A 22,079-nucleotide genomic window follows, 5' to 3' on the forward strand; every position below is an offset into this window, starting at 1 on the left:
GTTGGTCGGGCAATGTAGCATCTGCCTGACCGACGAACCCAGTGCTTCAGTGCAGAAGCGGCGCCTTGGACTTCAGCGCACCTACCACGCAGTCGAGCAATTGACCGATGGCCCAGGGCTTTTTGATAAACGCCACGGGGTACTTGACCCCGGACGTCTCCGGCGTTTCATAGCCGGACATGACCATCACCGGTTTGTCCGGCCAGCGGTCGCCAACCAGATTGGCCAGATCCGCACCATTGAGGGTGCCGGGCATGGTGATATCAGTCAGCAGCAACGCCACTTCCGGCGCATGCTCCTCCAAATATTGTGATGCGGCGTCAGCACTGGTCTGCGGCGCAACCCTGAAACCTTCCTCCTGAAGAATTTCGCAGAGAAACTCCAGAATCAACGGATCATCCTCGACCACCAGAATCAATCCGTCAGGAAGGTGCGTGTCCGCCGTCGGTGTTGGGCACATGGAACTGCACTCCCTGAATTGCATTAACGATTTAGCGGCTTGAATCCGCTGCTTATCTGGTATGAGCGGCGGGTTCTGCAGAAATTCATTTTTGATACAGGTGTTTTCCGAAAAGTCGTTTTTGCCCATTGGCGACAGGCGTTCGCGAGAGCGTAATTGTGGTTAAAATGCCCGCCCTTTTGCTTGCCGACCGTGACCGATGAACCCTGAAGCCCTCGCCACCCTCCACGCCCATTTGCTGCCCGCGCTCGCGGCGGCACCGAGCGAGACCCGCCGTCTGTTCCACGGCCGCGGACGTTGCTGGCCGGGGCTGGAGCAGTTGACCGTGGACTGGCTGCAAGGCGTGGTGCTGGTGTCGTTGTTCAAGGAGCCGGCGCCTGAACAGCTTGAAGACCTCAAACGTTTACTGCTGGACATCAGCGGTTCGAATGAGTGGCAACAGGCCGGCGCGCATACCCTGTTAATCCAGCACCGTTATCTGCCGCAGAGCACCGCACAATGGCTGGTCGGTGAAGAGATCGACGAAATGACCGTCGTCGAAGGCGGCTTGCAGTACCGCGTCGATCTCGGTCGCAAGCAGAACGCCGGGCTGTTTCTCGACATGCGTTACGGGCGCAATTGGGTGCGCGAACAGGCAACCGGCAAGCGCGTGCTGAACCTGTTTGCCTACACCTGCGGTTTTTCCGTCGCGGCTATCGAGGGGGGCGCCAGCCATGTGGTCAACCTGGACATGTCGCGCGCAGCGTTGAGCCGTGGACGCGACAATCATCGGTTGAACGGGCATGACCTGAGCAAAGTCAGCTTCCTTGGCCACGACCTGTTCAAGTCCTGGGGCAAGGTGATCAACAGCGGCCCGTATGACCTGGTGATCATCGACCCGCCGTCGTTCCAGAAAGGCAGTTTTCTGCTGACCAAGGATTACCAGCGCGTACTGCGCCGTTTGCCGGAACTGCTGACCGCTGACGGTGTGGTGCTGGCGTGCATGAATGATCCGGCGTTCGGTTCAGACTTTTTGATTGATGGCGTGACGCAGGAAGCGCCGAGTCTGCGCTTCGAGCAGCGGTTGGAGAACCCGCCGGAGTTTCCTGACATAGATCCCGAAAGCGGCCTGAAGGCCCTGGTCTTCCAACGCACTCACTGACACAACAATATCCCCTGTGGAGCTGCCGCAGGCTCGGGCCGCGATCGGACGATCTTTTGATCTTGCCCCTTTAAAAACCAAATCAAAAGATCGCAACCCACCGCAGCTTCCTGCGTATTTCAATTCGGGATGTTTAAAGGTTGTTTCGAATTTGCAGAACCTTCCCACAATGTTTTCAGGTTGTCCGTCGGACGCCAGGTCTCTAGCCTGTGCTCGTCGCTGCCAATTCAGCGACCGGGACTGGAAACCCCGTGGGACTGCAGAACGCAAAAGCGCCATTCATGACGTATGATTGCGCACCTTTTTGGTGTGCACTTTGTTATGGCGGCTGTGCGTGGGGGACCTTCGGGTCGTCCGGGTTTCTCTGCTCCCCGGGTTTCCAGCCTTGCGTACAGCTGCCACCCATTCGACCGGAAGCCGAATGGACCAGCTCCACAGCTTAGAGAGAGAAGAACACCATGAAAAAACCAACACCCAACCCGCCAGAATCAAAAGCCACCACCGACACCACATCTCCCTACGTCTCAGTCGACAGCAAAAAACTCCACGAAGCCGCCGACCGCGCCCTCGATTACTACCTCAATCCCGGTGCCGGCATCATCTCCAACGCCAACGAGCCGGAGTCCATGTACTTCGCCAACCCCAGGTACAACACCGAATCCCTGCTGGCCAACGCCAGCGAAACCCTCGGCTCGGCCAGCGAAATGCTCAACAACTTCGCCGCCGCGCTGCCGCCCTCACATCGCAAAACCGCTCTGGGCATCGCCCAAATCGTGATGCTGGGTGAACTGGCCGTCAACCAGGCCCTCGATCACGTAGAACTGCAACCCTAAGCAACCCCTGTAGTGAGGGGATTTATCCCCGATGGGTTGCGAAGCGACCCCAAAACCGGTGAATGCGGTTTGCCAGACAAACCGCATTCACCGGTTCTGCGACAACTGCGTCGCCGAGCGGACGGTGCGACGATTCCACAAGCTCCCTCGCCATAATTGATTCACGCCAACTCAAGAGTGCTGTCCAGGAAAAGGATGTGGCCATTTGGGTGCCGAGCTCTCGAGCGACATTCAGTTGCTGCCCGGGATCACGCAACTCCGACTCCGGCAGCAACGTCGAACTCAGAACCTTCGCCCCGCTGTAATCGAAAATCAGCGCGAAGGTTCGTTGTCACTGCGAATAGACTGCCACGCCGCTTGCGCCAGCAACTCGCGATACGCCGTTGGACTGCCCTTCACCCTTCCTGCCAACCAGGCTCGGCAATAACTGTCGGCCTGGCCGATGATCAGCGACGGCAACAGTTCGGCAGGCAGCGCCTTGAGTTCAGCGGCGCGCCCGGACTCGGCCAGCCACTCACGCAGACGCACATTGCGCGTCTTGTTGCGCTCGGCCAATTCTTCCTTGAACGGGCCCTTGGTCACGGCAAACCGCGCGTGGTACTGAAACCGCGCCCATTCCGGTTGGCGCTCGACCCAATCGACATAGCTGAATACCAGCGCCTGCACGCCTTCTTCAGTGGTGTTTGCCGCCTCCAGATAGGCGTCACGCAGGCGCGCCTGATCCTCAAGGGCGGTAAAGAACAGCGCCGCCACCAGGCCTTCCTTGTTGCCGAAATGGTGGTAGATCGCACCGACGCTGGTATCGCATTCGGCGCGGATCATGTCGATGGTGGTGGCTTCGATGCCCTGCTCGTTGAACAGGCTCAGGGCCTTGCGAAAAATATCGCGCTTGAGTTCGGCCCGGCGGCCCGGGTAGCTGCGTTCAAGTAAATCTGCGGTGTCCATGCGGCTCAAGCCTGAAATATGGAGTTGAAAAGGCACGCCGTGCCTATGGCAAAAACGCGCCTAGGTTGACAGATTTCCCACAGACAGAATACCGTTCCGTTACAGAACTATATTCTGTAACGGAACATAATTCCGCAAAACGCTTCCATTGAGGTTTCTCCATGAGCCAGTTTCTCAGCATGTTCAACAGCGCAGGCCCTCAGGCCTTCAGCCAGATGGCCTGCCAGGTTGCGCCGTACTTCAGCAGCATCAACCCGCTGGTGACCGAGTTGCGCGCGAATGCCGCGACAGTGCAAGTGCCGTTTCGCCGCGAGATCACCAATCATTTGGGCTCCGTGCATGCGATCGCCATGTGCAACGCGGCGGAACTCGCGGCCGGGATGATGACTGACGTCTCGATCCCAGCCGGCGCCCGCTGGATTCCCAAAGGCATGACCGTGGAATACCTGGCCAAGGCGAAAACCGATGTAACGGCTGTGGCCACTGGCGACGGCGTCGATTGGCAGAGCGAAGGCGACAAGATCGTCACCGTGGACATTCACGATACCGAGGGCAAACACGTGTTCACGGCGCGGATCACCATGAACGTGAAACTTGCCTGAACACTGCGGCCACAAAAAAGCCCCTGCTGCCGGACTCGCAACAAGGGCTTTCGGGATGCCTATGGCTGATCAGTGAACGGTCAGCCGTTGGCGGACAAATTCCTCGGTGTGACGGGTGGTTTGATCGAGATGCCTGTCGCGCTGCTTCTCGGCATCGAGCATGGCGCGCTTGCCGTTTTTCTGTAACAGATAGGTGTGGATCTGCTGCACCTCCAGCGAACGGTAGATCGGCATGGTGTCGATGAACCCATGCAAGCCGTTGCTGCGGTAATGCCGCGTACTCATCAGCACTTGCGTCTCGCGCTGGCCGATCACTTCAAAGCCCAGTGCCTCGAAATACGGGACTTTGCCGACAGTGCAGGCCAGTTCGGTGTGGGGATAACGCCCGACCATTTCAGCGATCATTGCCCGCGCCACGCCCTGACGCCGACGCCCTTCGCGCACGGCCATGTAAGCGACGCTGCACGCCTCCCAATCGCCCTGCACCGGCAGGTACAACAGGAAACCGACGACTTGCTCCGGGTCGTCGTCATCGGTGGCAACCAGCAATTCCACATCAGTGCCCTTCTCGCCATTCAACGCTTCCAGATACAGATGCACCTCATAGCCGACCGCGTACTGATAGACGTTGTACAACAGGTTGCTCGGGCCGAGCCCCACGGCGCTGATGTCGGTCAGGTAGTCGACGACCATCTGCAGAATCTGGCTGTTGACGCCTTCGGGGCATGGGGTTTTGTAGTGGGTGATGCGTGGCATGACGAGCGACCTCCGGCGGAAAACCGCGACATCATACCTTGTGGGCTGACTTCGCCTGTATCGGCAACGACAAATCGAATGTGGCCGAGCCCTTACGTTCCCGCAGGGTTGTGCCTGAAAAAAATTTCATCTACGGCAAACAGGATTTTTTGCGGATTTGGCATCCAATTCTTCAGCTGCGTTCACTTTCCGACGCAGGCCTTGAGGAGTTGTCATGAGCGTTTTGCGTTCGCTGTCCAAATGGCGAAAAACCTGGCTGCTGGTGCCGTTGACCCTGGCAGCGCTGGCCAGCGGCCCGGTGTTTGCCCAACAAGTGGTGATCGTCCAGCAAGCCCCACCGCCTATGCGCATGGAAGTGATGCCCGGCCCGCGTCACGGCTATGTCTGGGACCAGGGCCATTGGCGCTGGCAAGGACGTGGTTATGTGTGGATGCCCGGTCACTGGCAACCGGTGCGGTACAACGCGCACTGGAAACCGGGGCACTGGCAGGCACGAGGGCCGAACTGGTTCTGGGTTGAAGGGCACTGGGTGCGTTGATTGCCACGCGCCTGCACTGATCACTTTGCGGGAACACCATCATGTCGAAAACCGTTAAATCCCTGCTCGCCGCCACGCTGGTCGCCATCACCCTGTCCGGCTGCGTCGTCGCGCCGGCCCGGCCGCATCGGCCACCGCCGCTGGTGGAAGTCGTGCCGGTCATGCCTGCACCGGGTTATCACTGGGTCGCCGGCCACCACCGCTGGACCGGTAATCAATGGCGCTGGGTACCGGGGCACTGGCGGGCGTATTGATCGTTGAGGACTGGCGTCACCGCGGTGGCGCCGCCGCATTCACTTGATCCGATAGTGAAAGGTATTGCGCACCGCCGGCACTGACACGGCGACGCCGTCGATGATCCGCGGCTGATAACGGAAGGTTTGCGCCGCGGCCATCGATGGGCGAATAAACAACGGATGGCAGCCGTCCAGCACCTTGGGGTTTTCGACCCGGCCTTGCGGGTTGACCGTGTATTCCACGGAGCAATCACCTTCGATGTTTTTATCCAGTGCCCGCTCCGGATATTCCGGCGCTTCTTTGCTCAGCGGCAGGTATTGGCGGCTGTCGGCCAGCGCTTGCTGGCGCGCACGTTCGGCCTGCTGCGCCTGCTGTTGGGCCTGGGCGGCCTGTTGCTGCGCAGCCTGTTGCTGCGCCAGACGTTGCCGGGCGGCGTCATCTTCACGCTTGCGCGCTTGCTCGCGTTGTTGCTCGGCCAGTTGCTCGCGTTTGCGCTCTTCCACTCGCTTGCGCGCCAAGGCCGCCTGTTCGATTTTTTGCGTTTGCGGTGCTGGCTCGACCTTTGGCTTGACGGGTTCGACCGGCGCCGCCGCCACCGGCTCTATGACCGGTGCAGGCGTCGGTTCAGGCGCGGGAGGTTGCGCGACGGGCGGTGCCAACATCACTAATTGCGTGGTCAGCACCCGAGGTGGCGGAACCTGCGGGATCGGCGGCGACCAGGCGTTGATCAGCAGCACTAGCACCACGACGTGCAAGGCCACCGCCAGCGTCGCCGCGAGGCTGTGTTGCCAGAAAGGGTTGCGCGGCATCGGCACTGAAATCGTTGCAGGACTGTGCATGATCATCGCCGTCATTGCGGGGCCTCGGTCACCAGCCCGAGGTTAGTGACACCACCCTGTTGCAACGCCGCCATGGCCGCCACAACACTGCCGTAACCGGCGTCCTTATCGGCGCGGATGTACACCTGCGTGTCAGCCCGCAGCGCAACGATCTGCTCGACCTTGGCGCGCATTTCATCAAGGGCCACGGCGCTGTCGGTCTGATGTTGGGTGTCGAGTTCGCCGCCCAGATTCCAGTAATAACCACCCTCGGCTTTCACCGACAACGTCAGGATTTGCTGGCGCGTGTCGGTAGCCAGGGCTTCGCTGGCGATCTTCGGCAGTTCGACTTTCACGCCTTGGGTGAGCATCGGCGCGGTGACCATGAAAATCACCAGCAGTACCAGCATCACGTCGATGTACGGCACCACGTTCATTTCGGCCTTTGGCCCGTGCTTGCGTTGCGGCCTGACTAGCATCGTGTTTCTCCTTTCAAGCCGCAGCGGCGAGGTTCAACGGCGAGCCGTGCAATTGCCGATGCAGGCGCACTTGCAGCTCGTTGCCAAAGGCGTAGTAACGGGTGAGCAAAGTCTGGCTGCGTGCCGAAAAGCGGTTGTAGGCGATGACCGCCGGGATCGCCGCGAACAGGCCGATGGCCGTGGCGATCAACGCTTCGGCAATGCCCGGCGCCACCGTCGACAGCGTCGCTTGTTGCACCTGAGACAAACCGAGGAACGAGTTCATGATCCCCCACACGGTGCCGAACAGGCCGATGTAAGGGCTGACCGAACCGACCGTGGCGAGAAACTGCAGGCCCTTTTCCAGTTGCACTTCCTGCTCGCTGATGGCGACGTGCAGCGCGCGTTCCACGCCTTCCTGCACCGCACCGGCGTTGCCGTCAGCGTGCCGGTTGAGGTGATTGAACTCGGCAAATCCGGCATTGAAAATCGGCTCGATCCCAGCCTCGGCCACCGACACCTGCGCCGACTCGCGATACAGCGGCAACAACTCCGGGGTGTGGCGGAAACGCTGGACGAAATCATTCAGGCGTCGCTCGCGTTGTTGCAGCACGCGACTGCGCAGCACGATCAGATACCAACTGAGCATCGACGCCAGCAGCAGAATGAGCATCACGGCCTTGACCAACAGGCTCGCATCGCTGATCAGCCCCCAGATTGTCATGTGTTCGAGTGTGGCCTGCATGGTGAAACTCCTTGTGGGCAATGGCGGTCGCCGCCAGAGACGTCGACCGCGTCGCTATTCGATGAAAAACAAATGACCGATTGATGACGGATCAGGGCAACTTCAGCGCCTGGGTGACTTCATCCCACGGCACGAACTTGAAATTCTGACTTTGCTCGGGCATACGCTTGCGGCCGTCCTGCACCACCAGCAAGCCTTTGCCCCACGGCCCGCCGAGGTTGGCTGAAGTGACTTCCAGACCGTCGGTTTCCGAGGCACCGTCTATCCCTGCATCCGCGTTGAGGCCAACCCGGAACGCACCGCGCACGGCGAATGGCGGTTCGGCATCCAGCAGCAGATAGCTGTCGTTGCCCTGGCTGGACACCACCAGATAGTCGCGCGCCGCGCTCTGATACAGCGCCAGACCTTCGACATCGGCATGCAACGGGCCACCGACCTTGATCACACTGGCGAGGGTCGCAGGCTGATCGGCGCGGGCATCCACGGCCCAGACGCCGACGTCCTCTTCACCGAGAAACAGGCGCTGACGCTGGTCGTCGGCGACACACCCTTCGGGCTGGCTGTCGACTTTGAACTGGCGCACCAACTCACCCTGCACCTTGCCGTTCGGCGCATCGAGGCGGTATTGCAGGAAGGTGCCGTCCTTGTCGTTGGCGATCGCGTAGATCTCGCCGCTGGCGGGCTGGAACAGGCAAATGCCGTAGATGTCTTTGAGTGGCGTTGGCACTTCGCCGATGTCGCGCAACTCGCCACTGCGGCGGTCGATGGCGAACAGGCTGAGGCTGTTGTGATCGCGATGGCTGGCCACCGCCAGATCGACGGTCTGCTCGCCGAGTTTGAAGTTCGGTCGCACGTCGACGTTGTTCAAACGCCCGACCGGCAACTCCTGCACCAATTTGCCTTGCAGGTCATACACCAGCAGACCTTGCTTCTTGTTGGTGCCGAGCACGCGGCTGAGGGATGGCTGCTGCGGATGCACCCAGATCGCCGGATCGTCCGCCGCATCGCCCTGGCGTGCCACCGGGTCGCTCTGCACTTGCGCCGCGACGCTCGGCAGCACTGGCGGCAATGCCAACGGTGTCGCGCGCCAGTCGAGATCGCCTTGATAGACACGGCCATCATCATCGTCGCGGATCAACACTTGCAGGCCTTTGGCGGTTTCGCGCAGGGCGAGGTTTTCCGGTTCTTTCAGGCCAGGCACAGGCAACGTTGCCTGCACCGTCCAGCGCTCACCCTGTTGCTGAAACAGATGCAATTGCGCGGCTTTCGGATCGAGGCCGACAATGCCGCCAGGCACCAGCGCGACGGCGCCCGCCTCGGCTTTGATCTGGCCGAACGGTTCACGCATGGCCACTGGCGAACGCGTTACATCGCCTTCAGCCTGCGCCGGGTAAGTCCACCAGCCGACATTCTCTTCATTGACCACCAACTGATGCGCGGCGTCATCGACCCGGCAGAACTTCGCCGACGGTGGCAGCGGCAAACCGCGCACCCGTTGCGCCTGCGCGTTCAGCTTCGCGCCCTTGCCCACCAGCCATTGCTCGCCCTTGCCCTCCTCGCCCACCAGAAACACGAACAGGTTGTCGGCGTCATCGCGATACAGGCACACGCCGTTGACCGCAAAATCCCGCGCGGGCAAATGCAGCGGCGTGCCCCAGGTGCGCTTGACCGGATCAAGTCCGACCACCAGTGCCTGCTGGTTGGCGTTGTCGAGGCTGGCCACCCACACCCGGCGATCATCGGCGCGGCTGTCCAGACTGCTGAAAGAGCCCTTCAGGTGCGCCAGCTCCGCGCCTTGGTCATCAAGTAACAACAGGCCGTTGACGGGACTGACGCCAAGGCGCAGGTCACCCGGTAAAAAACTCAGTTCTTCAAGCTTCAGTTTCGGCGCCCAAGGGGTGAGCGTCAGGCTTGGTGTGGCGGCCAGCGTCTGGCCGGCAGCCAGCGCGATCAGTGCGCCCAACAGCCAATTTTTATGTCGCAAAGAAATACTCATGAACCGGCAGAATCCTTGTCGTGCATGGATCGACGGCGGCACCCGGCCGCCCTCCGAGGCTTAGAAGTGGGTGAAGGTCAGACCGAGCTTGTAGGTCGGGCCGTACTCTTCGTACTGGCCGTTGTAGGAGCGGTGGCCGGTGGATACGAAGTACGGCTCGTCAGTGAGGTTTTGCGCCTCGAAGCTCAGTTGCAGGTTTTTGCTCAGCGAATAGCGCGCGCTGAAATCGACAAAGGTTTGCGCATCGACATGCAGGTCGTGGGCCTTGTCGTTGATCGAGGCCAACTCGTAGAGGTAGTCGGATTTGTAGTTGGCCGACAGGCGCAGGCTGACCTTGTCGTTCTCCCAGCCGAGCATCAGGTTGCCCACGGTGTCGGACTGGCTCGGCAGATCAATGCTGCGTTTGCGGTTGCGCCCGCTGGCCGCGTCGAAGCCTTCGATCTCGGCGTCAGAGCGGCTGAAGGTGGTGTTGGCACCCAGCAGCAAGCCGTTCCACGGCGCCGGCAGCCAGTCGAATTTCTGTGAGTAGGCCAACTCCAGGCCATAGAGTTTGGCGCTGTCGCCGTTGGCAAAGGTGTTCGCTTCGGAGAAATCGGTCCAGGCGCCCGTGCCGGCCAGGTCGGTGTTGTAGACGAAGTTCTTGATGTCTTTGTAGAACACGAACGCCGACACCGTACCGGCATGCCCCATGTAGTGTTCGATACCGAGGTCGAGGTTGCTCGACTCCAGCGGTTTGAGGTCCGGGTTGCCGAACGTTGCCTCGTCGTCATCAATGACAAAACCCGGCGCCAGTTGGCCAAAGGTCGGGCGCACCACGGATTTGGTCCACGCCGCGCGAACCTGGGTGTTTTTGTCCAGTTGATAGCGTGCGTGCAGGCCCGGCAGCCAGTGGTGGTAACGACGCTTGGTTTCGGTCGCCTCGAAGTCGTCGTCAGTGGCGCCAGTGCCTTTGGCTTCGAACTCGGTGCCCTCGTAACGCAGACCTGCGATGAAGCGCCAGTCGTCGATGTCGATCGTGTTCATCAGGTAGCCGGCGTTGATGTCCTCACGCATCTTGAAGTCGTTGACGGTCGATTCGGTCTCGTCATAGAAGTCGTCGCGGTTGAGCCCGCCGATCAGGTTCTTGATCGCGCTGCCGCTGATGCCCGGTCCGAACTGGCCGAGACGATAATCCACCGAGCCCTTGGCGAAGCGGCTGAGGTTGAGTTGATCGTCGCTAAAGCCGAGGTCATCGAAGTCCTCGTAGACCCAGGCGTCGAGGTCGTTGTCCTTGTTGCGGCGGCTGACTTTGCCGCCGAACTTGACCTGAGACGCATAGCCGCTCAAGTCATAGTCACGGGCCAGATCCAGGCGCAGGTTTTTCTCGGTGTCCTTGGTGTTCTGCTTTTCCCAGTCGACCTTGTCGAGGCTGAAGTTGTTGGCGTCGTAGAAGCCTTGGCCAATGATCGGCCGTGGCTTGTCGTTGCTGTAGAAACCGCTGTCGCTGAAATCGTCATTGCCCGCGAACGCCGCATTGGCGATGTGGCCGGGGCTGTCTTCGCTGGAGCGGCTGTAACCGGCCTGGCCGCTGAGAGTCCACAGACCGAACATGCGCTCGCCGCCGAACACGTAGGACTGAATTTCCTGGGTTTCTTCACGCTGCTTCAGTTTGCGTGAGCCTTCCGCGTCGCCCAGTATGCCGGCGGCTTGCGGCTCGGCGAATTCGAGGCTGGTGGAGTTGCGGGTTTCGCTGTCCTTGTAGCGGCTGTAGAGGGTGCGCAGGTAATAGCTGCTCAGGTCGTCGGGCTTGTAATCGAAGTTCAGGCCGCCACCGGTGCGTTCGCGGCTGATGTCGTAGTCACGCTGTTCGAACTCTTCCAATTGCGCACCGCGCTGGAAATCCCAGGCGCCGCCGGTTTCGACGTTGTCGGAACCGAAATCGCGCTTCTGCCAGCTCAGCGCGGCAGCCACACCGAAGTTGTCGATGCCGTCGCCGAGGCTGAAACGGTCACTGATTGCGCCGGAAAATTTCGGGCTGGTCTGGTGGCTGTTCTTGTCGTAGCTGGCTTCGGTGCCGCCGGTATAGAACAGGCCTTTGTGATCGAAGGCCGAGAGGCTTCTGACGTCGACCGTGCCACCCAGCGAGTTGGCGTCCATGTCCGGGGTCAGGGTTTTGATAACCGACAGCGACTGCACCAGCTCCGAGGGCAACACATCGAGGGCTACGGCGCGGCGTTCGCTTTCCGGCGACGGCACCAGCGTGCCGTTGATGGTCACGCTGTTCAGGTCCGGCCCCAGGCCACGCACGCTGACAAACCGTCCTTCGCCCTGATCACGTTCAACGCTGATGCCCGGCAAACGCTGCGCCGCTTCAGCGACGTTTTCGTCCGGCAACTGCGCCACGCCGTCGGCATGCACCACGCTTTCGATGCTGTCGGAGCGGCGCTGCTGCTTGAGCGCCGAGTCAATGCTGGCGGCCTGGCCGACGACTTCGACGTGCTCGACATTGGCGGTGGCGTCGGCGGCGTGCAGGCGCTCACTGGCCATCGCCATGGCCAATGCGGTCAGGGCGAAACTGAAGAGCCCGACGGTGCCGCTGCGCGGATGACTGCTGCGCTGGTACATGATTGTTCTCCCCCAAAGAGTCCGGTCAGGCCAGGCAAATGGCCCAGCAACTGAGAGGGCAAGCTAGGGGCGACGGATGACGCTTCTGTGACAGGACGTGGCGGCAGAGCCCGTAAACCCGGGGTTTCGCGGGTACTGCGGGGACAAATGAGCTGAAATGACCTCTTCAAACCACCATCGTCTCCTGTGGGAGCGAGCCTGCTCGCGAAGGCGGTGTGTCATTCACAATGCGTTTGCTGACCCACCGCCTTCGCGAGCAGGCTCGCTCCCACAGGGTCGGTGGTGTTTTGCGAAAAAAATCACCCGCCTCGATGAGCTGATTCGACCTCCCCACGGCGTCACCCGGCTGTCACAAACATCTGCTGTGCTGACGCGCATTGCTTCTTCGCCAAAGGATCGCGGCCATGTTCTCAGTGCTCAAACCTCACCGTTGGAAACTCGCTGCACTGCTGCTGGCGGCCAACCTCGGTCTGCTTCTGCATCTGGCCTGCGGCGACCTGAAGTCATTCAGTGAATGGGTCTGGCTGGACATCATCGGCGAAGGCGGCTCGGCGCTGTTGGCACTGGTCTGGCTGGGGCTGGTACTGAAAAGTCGTCCGGCCGGGCGCGTGACCAATTACCTGGCGCTGGGCCTGAGCTGCATCTTCTTTTCCTGGTGGATCGACAGCCTCGACGAGTTCATCCGCCTGCCCGACAGCATCACCTGGGATCACTGGCTGGAGTCGGGGCCGATGCCGGTGGGCATGATTCTGCTGACCATCGGTATCTATCACTGGCACCGCGAGCAACTGGCGATCAGCGCGCAAATGGAAAAACGCGAGCGGCTGTTCCGCGAGCATCGGCTGTTCGACAAGCTCACCCCGCTGGGCGGTGCCGACTATCTCAAGCGGCAACTGGCCGACAGCCTTGGCGAGAGCATCGCGCACCAGCAACCGCTGTCATTGCTGGTGCTGGATCTGGACAACTTTGCCGCGATCAATCAGGCCTACGGACATGCCGAGGGGGACGCGGTGTTGCAGGCCCTCAGCCATTTGCTGCTGCTCAATCTGCGCCGTCAGGATTTGCTCTGCCGATTGGCCGGTGATCGCTTTGTGGTGTTGCTGCCCAACACCGGCGAGCGTCAGGCGCAACTGCTCGCGCAAGAGCTGCAAGCCGCCGTACACGCCCTGGCGCACAAGACCCGACAGCATGGCGAACGCCTGCAACTGGCGGCCAGCACGGCGGCGGTCATGGCCTTGGACGAGACGCCCGAAGTGCTGCTCAAACGCCTAAACCTGGCACTGGCCCGCGCCAAGTCACCCTTAGCCAAAAGCGCCTGAGGCCGACCATGACCGTTAAATCCACTTGGTACGAAGCCGACAGTCGCTTCATCCCCGGGCATTACCAACCCGCGACATTGATCGATCTGGCCCTGTCTCGCGATATCGACAGCCATCGTCTTTTGCGCGGTACAGGCCTGTTCCATGAAGACATTCTGGCCGGCCAGACGCGCCTCAGCCCGCAGCAGTTTCTCGGCCTGATCGACAATAGTCGCCGCTTGCTCGACGCCGATGACAGCAGCTTCCTCTTCGGCCAGCGCTTGCTGCCCGGTCACTACGGCGCCGCCAGCCACGCCTTGCGTCACGCGCAAAACCTGCATCAGGCGCTCGATACGCTGGTCCAGCAACAAGCCCTGCTCAGTCCGCTGATGACGCCGCGCCTGCTGCTGGATGAGCGCTTTGCGTACGTCTATTGGCTGGACAGTTGCGGTGCCGGCGAACAATGGCGGTTTTTGCTGGAAGCGGGCATGACGTCACTGGTGGCCATGAGTCAGTGGCTCAGCGGCGAGCGCCTGCCATGGGAATGCAGTTTCAGCCATGCCGAGCCGCGTTACGTCGAACAATATTGGGTGCATCTGGGCGAGCAGACTCAGTTCAAACGCCCGCTGGACTTGATGCGCATTCCCCGCGAGTTTCTCGCCCGGCCCTGGCCCGACGCCTCGGCGACTGCCGGCCAGGTCGCCCGTCAGGAAGCCGTGCGGCAGATCGAGCAACTGGGGTTTGCCGAAAGCTTCACCGATTGCCTGTACCGCCACTTGCAAGATCAAGTCCGCCAGCCGCCGAGTCTGGAACAAGCCGCGCAGGCATTCGCCATGAGCCCGGCCACCCTCAAACGCAAACTGCAAAAACACGACACCGGGTTCCAGCAACAAGTGGATCTGGTGCGCAAACACGTCGCGCTGTACCTGTATCAGGTCAAAGGGCTGAGCAACGAGGAAGTGGCCGATTACCTGAGTTTCAGTGATCCGGCGAACTTCCGGCGCTCCTTCAAGCGCTGGACCGGCAGCACACCGAATCTCATCCGCCAGTTGTTCGGCAGCCATTGATTCTGTGCATAACCTGAAGTCACTGCTGGGGCGCCACGACCCGAAACTTGATGGCGATGTCCTTGGACACCACCGTGTCCGCCCACTCCCCCGCGCCGAGGCCAAACTCGTCGCGTTTGAGCAGCAACTCACCGTCGAAAATGCCGATGGCGCTGTCCGGCTTCAGCTCCACCGGCACTTGCACCTCACGGGTGATGCCTTTGAGAGTGAGCTGGCCGGCGACCAGGTAGCGGTTTTCGGCCACTTGCGTGAAATGACTGGATTCGAATAGCGCCACGGGAAATTGCTGCGTGTCGAACCACGCCGGTTTCACCAATTCAGTGTTGGCGTCTTCACTGCCGGCGTCGATGCTGCTGAGGTCGATGCGCAACGTTGTGCGGGCGCTGGCGAGGTTATCGGTGTCGAAGTCCAGCGTCGCATCGAACTTGCCGAAGGTGCCATACATCCGCGAGCCCATCTGGTTGTAGGTGAAACTGATCTGGCTGGCGGTGGTGTTGACGCGGTTGTACTCGACAGCCTGCACGGCAGGGGTGGCGCACAGATAAAACGCGACAGCCAGCAGCAATCGGATCGACATGGAATTTCTCCGGGCAGCGCTGCCGTCGAGGGACTTGGTTGACTTAAGCAAACAACCGGCGGTTACGCCACCTCGCCGCCGTGCGAGGACGTCGCGCCATACCTGACACCGCGTCGCAGCCGGTGACGAAGCGCCAGCACCGGGCGCTCGACGTAGTAATACGAAACGCAGCTCAACAGCAACGACAGCATCAACACCGTAATAACCCTTTGAGCGTCGTAATCAGCCGGCCAGAGAGCATACAGGGCGTACATCACCACAAAGTGGTTGAGAAACACGCCGTAGCTGATGTTGCCGAGAAACTCGTCCATCCAGCGGGACTTGAGCCTGCTCAACAGGTAAACGGCCGGGACACCCAACGCTATCCCCAGAGTCACCTCTGCGTTGTTGGGTCGGCGCTCGATCACTCCCGCCATGATGGCCACGAATATCAGGGCGGCCACCCCAGCGGTGCTGGCAGCGATGACCATGCCCCTGGCCCGCGCGCCATACAAATAACTACCGCAGAGAAACATGAACAGTGCGCCCGGCAACAATCGATAGCCGTAGATATCGGTGTCGATGTAGCCGAGGCACGCCACTAGAAAAACGCTGACAGATAAGACGAACGCAACGCCTCGCAGCCTGAAGATGAGCAGAAACGGAATCAGCAGGTAGAAACAAACCTCCAATCCCAACGACCACGCTGGAGGCAGAATCCATGTGCTGGCAACTCCGAACATATAGAAACCCAGTGGCACGATGGCAAGACTGCTGGCGATCCGCGAGAACGTCAGTTCAGCCGCCTGCCCGGTTCCGGGCAAGAGCCAGTAAATGACCGCGCAGGACATGCCGAAATACAACAGGAACTGGGGATACAGTCTGAGCGCTCTATCCAGATAAAACAGGCTGATTTTCTCTGGCGTGTGGTAATTGCGCTCAATCAGCGAAGTCATCACAAAACCGCTGATGATCAGGAAAGAAATGACGGCGACCACCCCGGGATTAAGCCCAGCGATGGTCTTGCCCATATGAGACACGGCGACCAGAACGGCCAACAGCAGTCGAAAAGCTCCCACCTACAACCTCGAACGCTCTTATATTTGTGCTGCGTAACCTACGACGCTTTGCTCCGCGAAAACAGAGTTTTCTGCTCCCGCATGGATCAAACCAGCCGCTCGATCTTCTGATGCTGCCAGACCAGTTTGTAATACAGAGTCTGCAACACCAGCATCCCGAGATACGCCACCGGAAACGCCATCCACACACCCTGCAAACCATACTGGCCATCCAGCCAATACGCAGCCGGCAACTGCACCCCGACTACACAAATGATCGCAATCACCACCGGCACCAACACCGTGCCGCTGGCGCGCATGATGCCGCCGATGATCGCCTGGAAGCCGAACACCAACAGACTCCACAACATGATGTGCAGTAGATGCTCGGCCATCGCCCGGGTCGACTCTTCGGTCAGGAACAGGCCGAGCAACCAGTGCGACAACAGATAGCCCAGCACGATCAGGCCGCCGGTCAGGCACACATTGATCAACAGACCGGTGCGCAGAATCGGCCCCATCCGTTCCAGCCTCCCTGCCCCGATGGCCTGCGCCCCGAGGATAGAAGCGGTGATCGCAATCGACAGCGCCGGGAACTGCACATAGTTGACGATCTGCGTCACCGCGCCATACGCCGCTGTCGCTTGCGAGCCGTGCTGGTTGACCAGGGCCAGAATCACCAGCTCTGAAAGCGACAAGACAATCATCTGCACGCCGGTCGGCAGGCCGATGCGCAGCACTTTGCCAAGAATCGCGCCGTCGAAGCGCAGCGCCGCAAAAAACTCCCGGTCCGGCGCCAGCGGATGGCCCTTGCGAATCAGCCGCCACGAAAGCCACGCCATCGCCGCCAGGTTACCCGCGAGCCCCGCATACGCCGCACTCTGAATCCCCAGTTGCGGCAGGCCGAACCAGCCGCGAATCAGCGCCGGCGTCAGTGCCAGCCCGACGCACGTCGACACCACCAGCGCCAGCAACGGCGACAGCGTATCGCTTACCCCGCGCAGCAACTGCGTGAACAGCACGAACACCAGCAGCGACGGCAGAATCCACATCATCACATGGGCATACGCCACCGCATCGTCCAGCACATCCGCTGGTGTCCCCAGCCCCGCCAGCGCCTGCCGCGCGAACACACTGCCCAATACCGCCGCCGCCAAGCCGATCAATACCCCCAGCAACAGCGTCGCCCCTGCAATCGCCTTGACCAAGTGCGGCTCGCGCGCGCCCCACGCCTGACCGATCAACACCCCTGCACCCGCGCCGAGACCAATCACCAGGGCGATGAAAAAGAACACCACGGGAAACATCCCCGATACCGCCGCCAGCGCCTGGGTGCCAAGCATCTGGCCGATGTAGATGCTGTTGACCGTGCCCGACATCGATTGCAGAAAGTTGGACAGCACCATCGGCGCCAGGAACAGCAGGTAGGTGTGCCAGAGGGGTTTGGTGACGCTGGGGGTTTGCATTGAATAGAGGTCCATCTCGACGGCGGGAGGGCTTATGAAGGATAGCTTCGGTGAGTTGGGGACGGGGTGCAATTAACATTTCAGGTGGGTGTTGATTGTTGCGTTCATCGTCTGTGTGACGGCCATGGTTCTGTAGGTGACCGTTCGTAGCTGTGGTAAACAACAGCCCATTACAATCTCAGCCATTGAGGCTCTGTTCATGCCCCACTCTCGAAAACTACTGACCAGCACCCTTCTTGCTTTGTTCGCCTGCACCGCTCAAGCCGCCTCGCCTCCTCCAGCACCTGAGGCGCTGAAACCGCTGCTGGAAACACTGAACGAACGCCTGAACATCGGCGATCACGTCGCGTTGACCAAATGGGACAGCGGCAAGCCGATCCAGGACAGCCCCCGCGAGGCGCAAGTCATCGCCAATGCCCGCACGCTGGCCGCCGAGCGCAAGCTCGACCCGGAAGATGTAGCGCAATTGATCGCCGCGCAAATGGAGGCCAACAAACTGGTGCAATACGGTTTGCTCGCGCAGTGGCAAGCGGCGGGCGCCGCACCCGACACGCAGCGTCCTGATCTGGGCAAGCAGATCCGCCCGCGCCTGGATGAGCTGCAAACCCGGTTGCTTGCGCAATACGCCGACTTCTTGCCTTATCGCCATGACCCGAATTGCCCGGTCTGGCTGGCGAAGGCGCGCACGGGTCTGACCCACGATGCGTTGCATGAGCTGGCCTTGACCCGCGCCACCGGTGAGCTTTGCGTTCGCGCGACGGCCCCGTAATCCGGCGTTCGGGCAAACATTGCTGGCGTCGATAGTCACCATCACGTCAATGAAGTTCTCATAAAAAATCCGCGGCGTAAGATCGGCTCCATACCAACCAACAACACCCCGGAGCACACGATCATGAAACGCCAAACCCTTCTCAGCATCGCTTTCTCGGTTTTCGCAGTTAACGCTTTTGCCGCAACCCCGACTCACACCATGGTCGCTGAAGGCGGCTCGGATCGGTTGATTGAAAGTCGTGTGGCTGAGGGCGGTTCGGATCGTCTGATCGAACGCCGTGTTGCCGAAGGTGGCTCCGATCGTCTGATCGAACGCCGCGTTGCCGAAGGTGGCTCCGATCGTCTGATCGAACGCCGCGTTGCCGAAGGTGGCTCTGATCGTCTTCAAGAACGCCGTGTTGCCGAAGGTGGCTCTGATCGTCTGATCGAACGCCGCGTTGCCGAAGGTGGCTCTGATCGTCTGATCGAACGCCGCGTTGCTGAAGGTGGCTCTGATCGTCTGCAAGAACGCCGTGTTGCCGAAGGTGGCTCTGATCGTCTGATCGAACGCCGCGTTGCCGAAGGTGGCTCCGATCGTCTGATCGAACGCCGTGTTGCAGAAGGTGGCTCCGATCGTCTGCAAGAGCGCCGCGTTGCCGAAGGTGGCTCCGATCGTCTGATCGAGCGCCGCGTCGCATGAATCAATAGCTCTACCGCAGTCCCCCAGAAAAGCCCGGCCTGATCAGCCGGGCTTTTTTGCGCCCGCAGTTTCGACGCGTTTCATGAACTACGTCGCTGGCAGCCCATCGACAATGTCGCATACCATGGCGCCACTCAAATAAAGACAGACATCGCCCATGCTCAAAGCCAGTCTGCGCAGCCACCTGACCCTGTGGTTCGCCGGTTTGTCCCTGCTGACGCTATTGAGCGTGGGCTTCTATGTCGGGCATATCGCCACCGAACAGATGAAACAGGCCAGCGGCAATGCGCTGTTGAATACCGCACGGTCGGCGGCGACGCTACTGGGCGAGCAGTTACGTGAACGGCAGCTTGAGGTTTATATGCTCAGCCGGGCGCCACATCTGGAGCGTGGCGATCTGGATAACCCGGCGATACTGAAGTCGATGCAACTGCGCACCCAGGCCCGCAACGAGTATGCGTGGATGGGGGTGACCGATGCCAAAGGCCAGGTGCATCAAGCGGTGAATGGTTTGCTGGTTGGTCAATCTGTACAAGCGCGCCCCTGGTTTCAGTCCGGATTGCGCGGCGAATACACCGGCGATCCCCATGAAGCCGTGCTGCTGGCCAAGTTGTTGCCGGGTACGCCCAATGGCGAGCCGTTGCGTTTCATCGATTTTGCCGCACCGATTCATGACGCCGAAGGTCAGGTGATCGGTGTGCTGGGCGCACACGCGCACTGGAGTTGGGTGACACGTATTGTCGAATCGGCAGCGTTTTCACATAAAAACTCCTCGCCGGATATCGAGGCACTGATCATCGATCACGACGGCAAGGTGCTGTACCCGGAAGCAATGATGGGCCAGCAACTGGCGGCTGGTGATTCAGCGTTGCCGGGCTGGTCGGTGGGTAACGGCTATCTGACCAGCATGGTGACCGTACCAACGCCATCGGGCACCGCGCTATCGTGGTCGATTGCCGTCCGTCAGCCACTGGAAACCGCGCTGCAACCGGCGCGACTGCTGCTCTATAAATTGCTGTTCCTGGGCGTGTTCGCAGCGGTGGTATTCGCCTTGGTGGGGTATTACCTGGCGCTGTACCTGAGCCGTCCGATCGAACAACTCGTCCGCTCGGCCAGGCAGGTTCAGAACAATCAGCCCGGCGCGCACTTCCCGCTTCAGCATCCGGTGCGGGAAATTGCTCAGCTCGGCCAGTCGATTGATGCGATGACGCAATCGCTGCTCGGCAAGGAACGCGAACTGCAAGAAGCCAATGCTTCGCTTGAGGCCACTGTGGCGCAACGCACCGCCGCGCTCATGCAGGCGAACGCAGAACTGTTGAGTCTGGCGACTCACGATGCCTTGACCGGCGTCTACAACCGCCGTCGCTTCGACGAAAAACTCACAGAATACAGCCTGCTGTCCCGGCGCACGGGGCGCCCTTTTGCCCTGCTGCTGATCGACGCCGACCACTTCAAACGCATCAATGACACTCACGGTCACGCGGTGGGTGATGATGTACTGCAACAGTTGGCGCAGTTGATTCAAACCAACCTGCGCACCACCGACTTCGTGGCGCGCTACGGCGGTGAAGAGTTCGCCGTACTGCTGCCGGAAATCGCCCAACCGGATACCCCGGAAGTGGTCGCCGAGAAGATTCGCTCAGCGGTTGCCGATGCGAACTTCCCTGGCATCGGTCAGGTGACGGTGAGCATCGGCGTCGGCCTGGCGGATCCGGCGGACAACAACCAGACAGCGCTGATCAAACGTGCCGATCAGCAGCTGTATCAGGCGAAAGCTGCGGGTCGTAATCAGGTGGCTAGCAGCGTTTAACGTGCAGCGCCGCCCCCTTGGAGCTGCCGCAGGCTCGGGCCGCGATCGGACGATGTTTTGATCTTGATTTAAAAAAACAAAGTCAAAAGATCGTCCGATCGCGGCCAGAGCCTTCGGCAGCTCAGGGACCGTCAGGTGTTGGTTTTGAGTTTGGTCCACAACCGCGTCGTCAGCCGCGCAATCTTCGCCGGCAGTTCTTCCACGGTGAACAACTTTTCCATCACCGCTTTCGGCGGATAAATCGCCGAATCGCCCTTCACGTCCGGGTTCAGGAACTCACTGGCTGCCGCGTTAGGGTTGGCGTAGTGGATGCTGTTGCTGATGTTGGCGATTACCTTGGGTTCGAGCAGGTAGTTCATGTAGGCGTAGCCGTTCTTCTCATGGGGCGCGCTTTTTGGCATGACCATCATGTCGAACCATAAGGTCGTGCCTTCGTCCGGGATCGAGTAAGCGATATCGACGCCGTTCTTCGCTTCTTTGGCACTCGCCGCAGCCTGGACAATGTCGCCGTTGAAGCCGATCACCGCGCAGACGTTGCCGTTGGCCAGATCGCTGATGTATTTCGAAGCGTGAAAGTACTGAATGTACGGACGGATTTTCAGTAAGGCCTGCTCAGCCTTTTTGTAATCGTCCGGTTCGTGACTATGCGGTGGCAGGCCCAGATAGTTGAGGGTGATCGGCAGCACTTGGGTCGGGTTATCAATGAATGCCACACCACACTGACTGAGTTTTTTGATGTTCTCTTCATCGAACAACATCTTCCACGAGCGGGTGATATCAGTGTTGCCGAAAATCGCCTTGATCTTCTCGACGTTGTAACCAATGCCGGCGGTGCCCCACATGTAGGGATAGCCGTATTGATTACCGGGGTCGTTGACTTCAAGTTTCTGCATCAACAACTGATCGAGGTTTTTCCAGTTCGGCAGCTGCGCCTTGTCCAGTTTCTGGATCGCTCCGGCCTTGATCAGGCGCGAGAGAAAGTGGTTCGACGGACTGACCACGTCATAACCGGTATTGCCGGTCATCAACTTCGACTCCAGCACTTCGTTACTGTCATGGATGTCGTAAGTGGTCTTGATGCCGGTGGCCTGGGTGAAGTTGGCCAACGTGTCCGGGGCGATGTAGCTATTCCAGTTGGAGATGTTGATGGTTTCTTCGGCATAAACGGATACCGATGTAGCCGCGAGTACGACCGTCAGAGAAAGTGGATGGATGCGCATGTTCTATCACCTGTGTTGAGT

General features: G+C 60.2%; 22 protein-coding genes. 10 read left to right on the plus strand and 12 right to left on the minus strand.

The window, feature by feature from the left end; all coding sequences use genetic code 11:
• Nucleotides 1-46: 46 nt before the first annotated feature.
• The gene (locus ACA043_RS17855; RefSeq protein WP_401267657.1) at nt 47-460 is read right to left on the minus strand and encodes a response regulator; all 414 of its coding nucleotides are present in this window, start codon (nt 458-460) and stop codon (nt 47-49) included.
• Nucleotides 461-659: 199 nt separating this feature from the next.
• Between ACA043_RS17855 and ACA043_RS17860 the strand changes: the two genes are divergently transcribed.
• Both ACA043_RS17860 and ACA043_RS17865 read left to right on the plus strand, forming a co-directional pair.
• Nucleotides 660-1,601: a class I SAM-dependent methyltransferase gene (locus ACA043_RS17860; RefSeq protein ID WP_497657571.1), complete on the plus strand. Its 942-nt coding sequence runs from the start codon at nt 660-662 to the stop codon at nt 1,599-1,601.
• Nucleotides 1,602-2,059: 458 nt separating this feature from the next.
• Complete coding sequence (locus ACA043_RS17865; protein WP_497657572.1) at nt 2,060-2,434, plus strand: DUF6124 family protein; 375 nt, start codon at nt 2,060-2,062, stop codon at nt 2,432-2,434.
• A 312-nt stretch (nt 2,435-2,746) separates the two neighbouring features.
• Here ACA043_RS17865 and ACA043_RS17870 read toward each other — a convergent pair whose 3' ends face one another.
• The gene (locus tag ACA043_RS17870) at nt 2,747-3,379 is read right to left on the minus strand and encodes a TetR/AcrR family transcriptional regulator (RefSeq protein ID WP_497657573.1); all 633 of its coding nucleotides are present in this window, start codon (nt 3,377-3,379) and stop codon (nt 2,747-2,749) included.
• 161 nt (nt 3,380-3,540) lie between these two features.
• On the opposite strand from ACA043_RS17870, the gene ACA043_RS17875 reads away from it, so the two are divergent.
• Nucleotides 3,541-3,981 carry a hotdog fold domain-containing protein gene (locus tag ACA043_RS17875; RefSeq protein WP_497657574.1) on the plus strand — a complete coding sequence of 147 codons (441 nt, stop codon included), beginning with the start codon at nt 3,541-3,543 and terminating at the stop codon, nt 3,979-3,981.
• 69 nt (nt 3,982-4,050) lie between these two features.
• Here ACA043_RS17875 and ACA043_RS17880 read toward each other — a convergent pair whose 3' ends face one another.
• Nucleotides 4,051-4,737 (minus strand): GNAT family N-acetyltransferase, encoded by a 687-nt coding sequence (locus ACA043_RS17880; RefSeq protein ID WP_497657575.1) that lies wholly within the window; start codon nt 4,735-4,737, stop codon nt 4,051-4,053.
• 214 nt (nt 4,738-4,951) lie between these two features.
• Between ACA043_RS17880 and ACA043_RS17885 the strand changes: the two genes are divergently transcribed.
• Together ACA043_RS17885 and ACA043_RS17890 are read left to right on the plus strand one after the other, a co-directional pair.
• Nucleotides 4,952-5,275: a YXWGXW repeat-containing protein gene (locus ACA043_RS17885; RefSeq protein WP_187678414.1), complete on the plus strand. Its 324-nt coding sequence runs from the start codon at nt 4,952-4,954 to the stop codon at nt 5,273-5,275.
• A gap of 41 nt (nt 5,276-5,316) precedes the next feature.
• Entirely contained in the window at nt 5,317-5,529 is a 213-nt protein-coding gene (locus tag ACA043_RS17890) for a YXWGXW repeat-containing protein (RefSeq protein WP_497657576.1), read from the plus strand.
• Nucleotides 5,530-5,568: 39 nt separating this feature from the next.
• Here ACA043_RS17890 and ACA043_RS17895 read toward each other — a convergent pair whose 3' ends face one another.
• The 5 genes from ACA043_RS17895 to ACA043_RS17915 form a co-directional block, all read right to left on the minus strand.
• The gene (locus tag ACA043_RS17895) at nt 5,569-6,366 is read right to left on the minus strand and encodes an energy transducer TonB (RefSeq protein WP_497657577.1); all 798 of its coding nucleotides are present in this window, start codon (nt 6,364-6,366) and stop codon (nt 5,569-5,571) included.
• Nucleotides 6,363-6,809, minus strand: a complete 447-nt coding sequence (tolR, locus tag ACA043_RS17900; protein WP_497657578.1) for a protein TolR — start codon at nt 6,807-6,809, stop codon at nt 6,363-6,365. Before tolR ends, ACA043_RS17895 begins: the two co-directional genes overlap by 4 nt.
• Before the next feature lie 13 nt (nt 6,810-6,822).
• Complete coding sequence (tolQ, locus tag ACA043_RS17905; RefSeq protein WP_497657579.1) at nt 6,823-7,533, minus strand: protein TolQ; 711 nt, start codon at nt 7,531-7,533, stop codon at nt 6,823-6,825.
• A 91-nt stretch (nt 7,534-7,624) separates the two neighbouring features.
• The gene (locus ACA043_RS17910) at nt 7,625-9,529 is read right to left on the minus strand and encodes a phytase (RefSeq protein ID WP_497657580.1); all 1,905 of its coding nucleotides are present in this window, start codon (nt 9,527-9,529) and stop codon (nt 7,625-7,627) included.
• A 60-nt stretch (nt 9,530-9,589) separates the two neighbouring features.
• The gene (locus ACA043_RS17915) at nt 9,590-12,133 is read right to left on the minus strand and encodes a TonB-dependent receptor (RefSeq protein WP_497657581.1); all 2,544 of its coding nucleotides are present in this window, start codon (nt 12,131-12,133) and stop codon (nt 9,590-9,592) included.
• 404 nt (nt 12,134-12,537) lie between these two features.
• Between ACA043_RS17915 and ACA043_RS17920 the strand changes: the two genes are divergently transcribed.
• The gene (locus ACA043_RS17920) at nt 12,538-13,452 is read left to right on the plus strand and encodes a GGDEF domain-containing protein (RefSeq protein ID WP_187678421.1); all 915 of its coding nucleotides are present in this window, start codon (nt 12,538-12,540) and stop codon (nt 13,450-13,452) included.
• 8 nt (nt 13,453-13,460) lie between these two features.
• A complete protein-coding gene (locus ACA043_RS17925; protein ID WP_187678422.1) occupies nt 13,461-14,498 on the plus strand; it encodes an AraC family transcriptional regulator in 1,038 nt (345 codons plus the stop codon).
• A gap of 19 nt (nt 14,499-14,517) precedes the next feature.
• Here ACA043_RS17925 and ACA043_RS17930 read toward each other — a convergent pair whose 3' ends face one another.
• The 3 genes from ACA043_RS17930 to ACA043_RS17940 all read right to left on the minus strand — a co-directional run bounded on the left by ACA043_RS17930 (nt 14,518) and on the right by ACA043_RS17940 (nt 17,578).
• Complete coding sequence (locus tag ACA043_RS17930; protein ID WP_187678423.1) at nt 14,518-15,075, minus strand: YceI family protein; 558 nt, start codon at nt 15,073-15,075, stop codon at nt 14,518-14,520.
• Between the two features lie 62 nt (nt 15,076-15,137).
• Nucleotides 15,138-16,133 carry an acyltransferase family protein gene (locus ACA043_RS17935; protein ID WP_497657582.1) on the minus strand — a complete coding sequence of 332 codons (996 nt, stop codon included), beginning with the start codon at nt 16,131-16,133 and terminating at the stop codon, nt 15,138-15,140.
• An 86-nt stretch (nt 16,134-16,219) separates the two neighbouring features.
• Nucleotides 16,220-17,578, minus strand: coding sequence for an MATE family efflux transporter (locus ACA043_RS17940; RefSeq protein ID WP_497657583.1), 1,359 nt, complete (start codon nt 17,576-17,578; stop codon nt 16,220-16,222).
• Nucleotides 17,579-17,777: 199 nt separating this feature from the next.
• Between ACA043_RS17940 and ACA043_RS17945 the strand changes: the two genes are divergently transcribed.
• The 3 genes from ACA043_RS17945 to ACA043_RS17955 all read left to right on the plus strand — a co-directional run bounded on the left by ACA043_RS17945 (nt 17,778) and on the right by ACA043_RS17955 (nt 20,838).
• On the plus strand, nt 17,778-18,347 hold the full coding sequence (locus tag ACA043_RS17945) for a chorismate mutase (protein ID WP_497614570.1): 570 nt from the start codon (nt 17,778-17,780) through the stop codon (nt 18,345-18,347).
• A gap of 123 nt (nt 18,348-18,470) precedes the next feature.
• Nucleotides 18,471-19,028, plus strand: a complete 558-nt coding sequence (locus ACA043_RS17950; protein ID WP_497657584.1) for a phage infection protein — start codon at nt 18,471-18,473, stop codon at nt 19,026-19,028.
• A gap of 157 nt (nt 19,029-19,185) precedes the next feature.
• The gene (locus ACA043_RS17955; protein ID WP_497657585.1) at nt 19,186-20,838 is read left to right on the plus strand and encodes a sensor domain-containing diguanylate cyclase; all 1,653 of its coding nucleotides are present in this window, start codon (nt 19,186-19,188) and stop codon (nt 20,836-20,838) included.
• Nucleotides 20,839-20,969: 131 nt separating this feature from the next.
• Here the strand turns inward: ACA043_RS17955 and ACA043_RS17960 are convergent, their stop codons facing one another.
• Entirely contained in the window at nt 20,970-22,058 is a 1,089-nt protein-coding gene (locus ACA043_RS17960; protein ID WP_497657586.1) for a polyamine ABC transporter substrate-binding protein, read from the minus strand.
• Between the last annotated feature and the right edge of the window lie 21 nt (nt 22,059-22,079).

The sequence above is a fragment of the Pseudomonas sp. LBUM1648 genome (genome assembly GCF_059716145.1).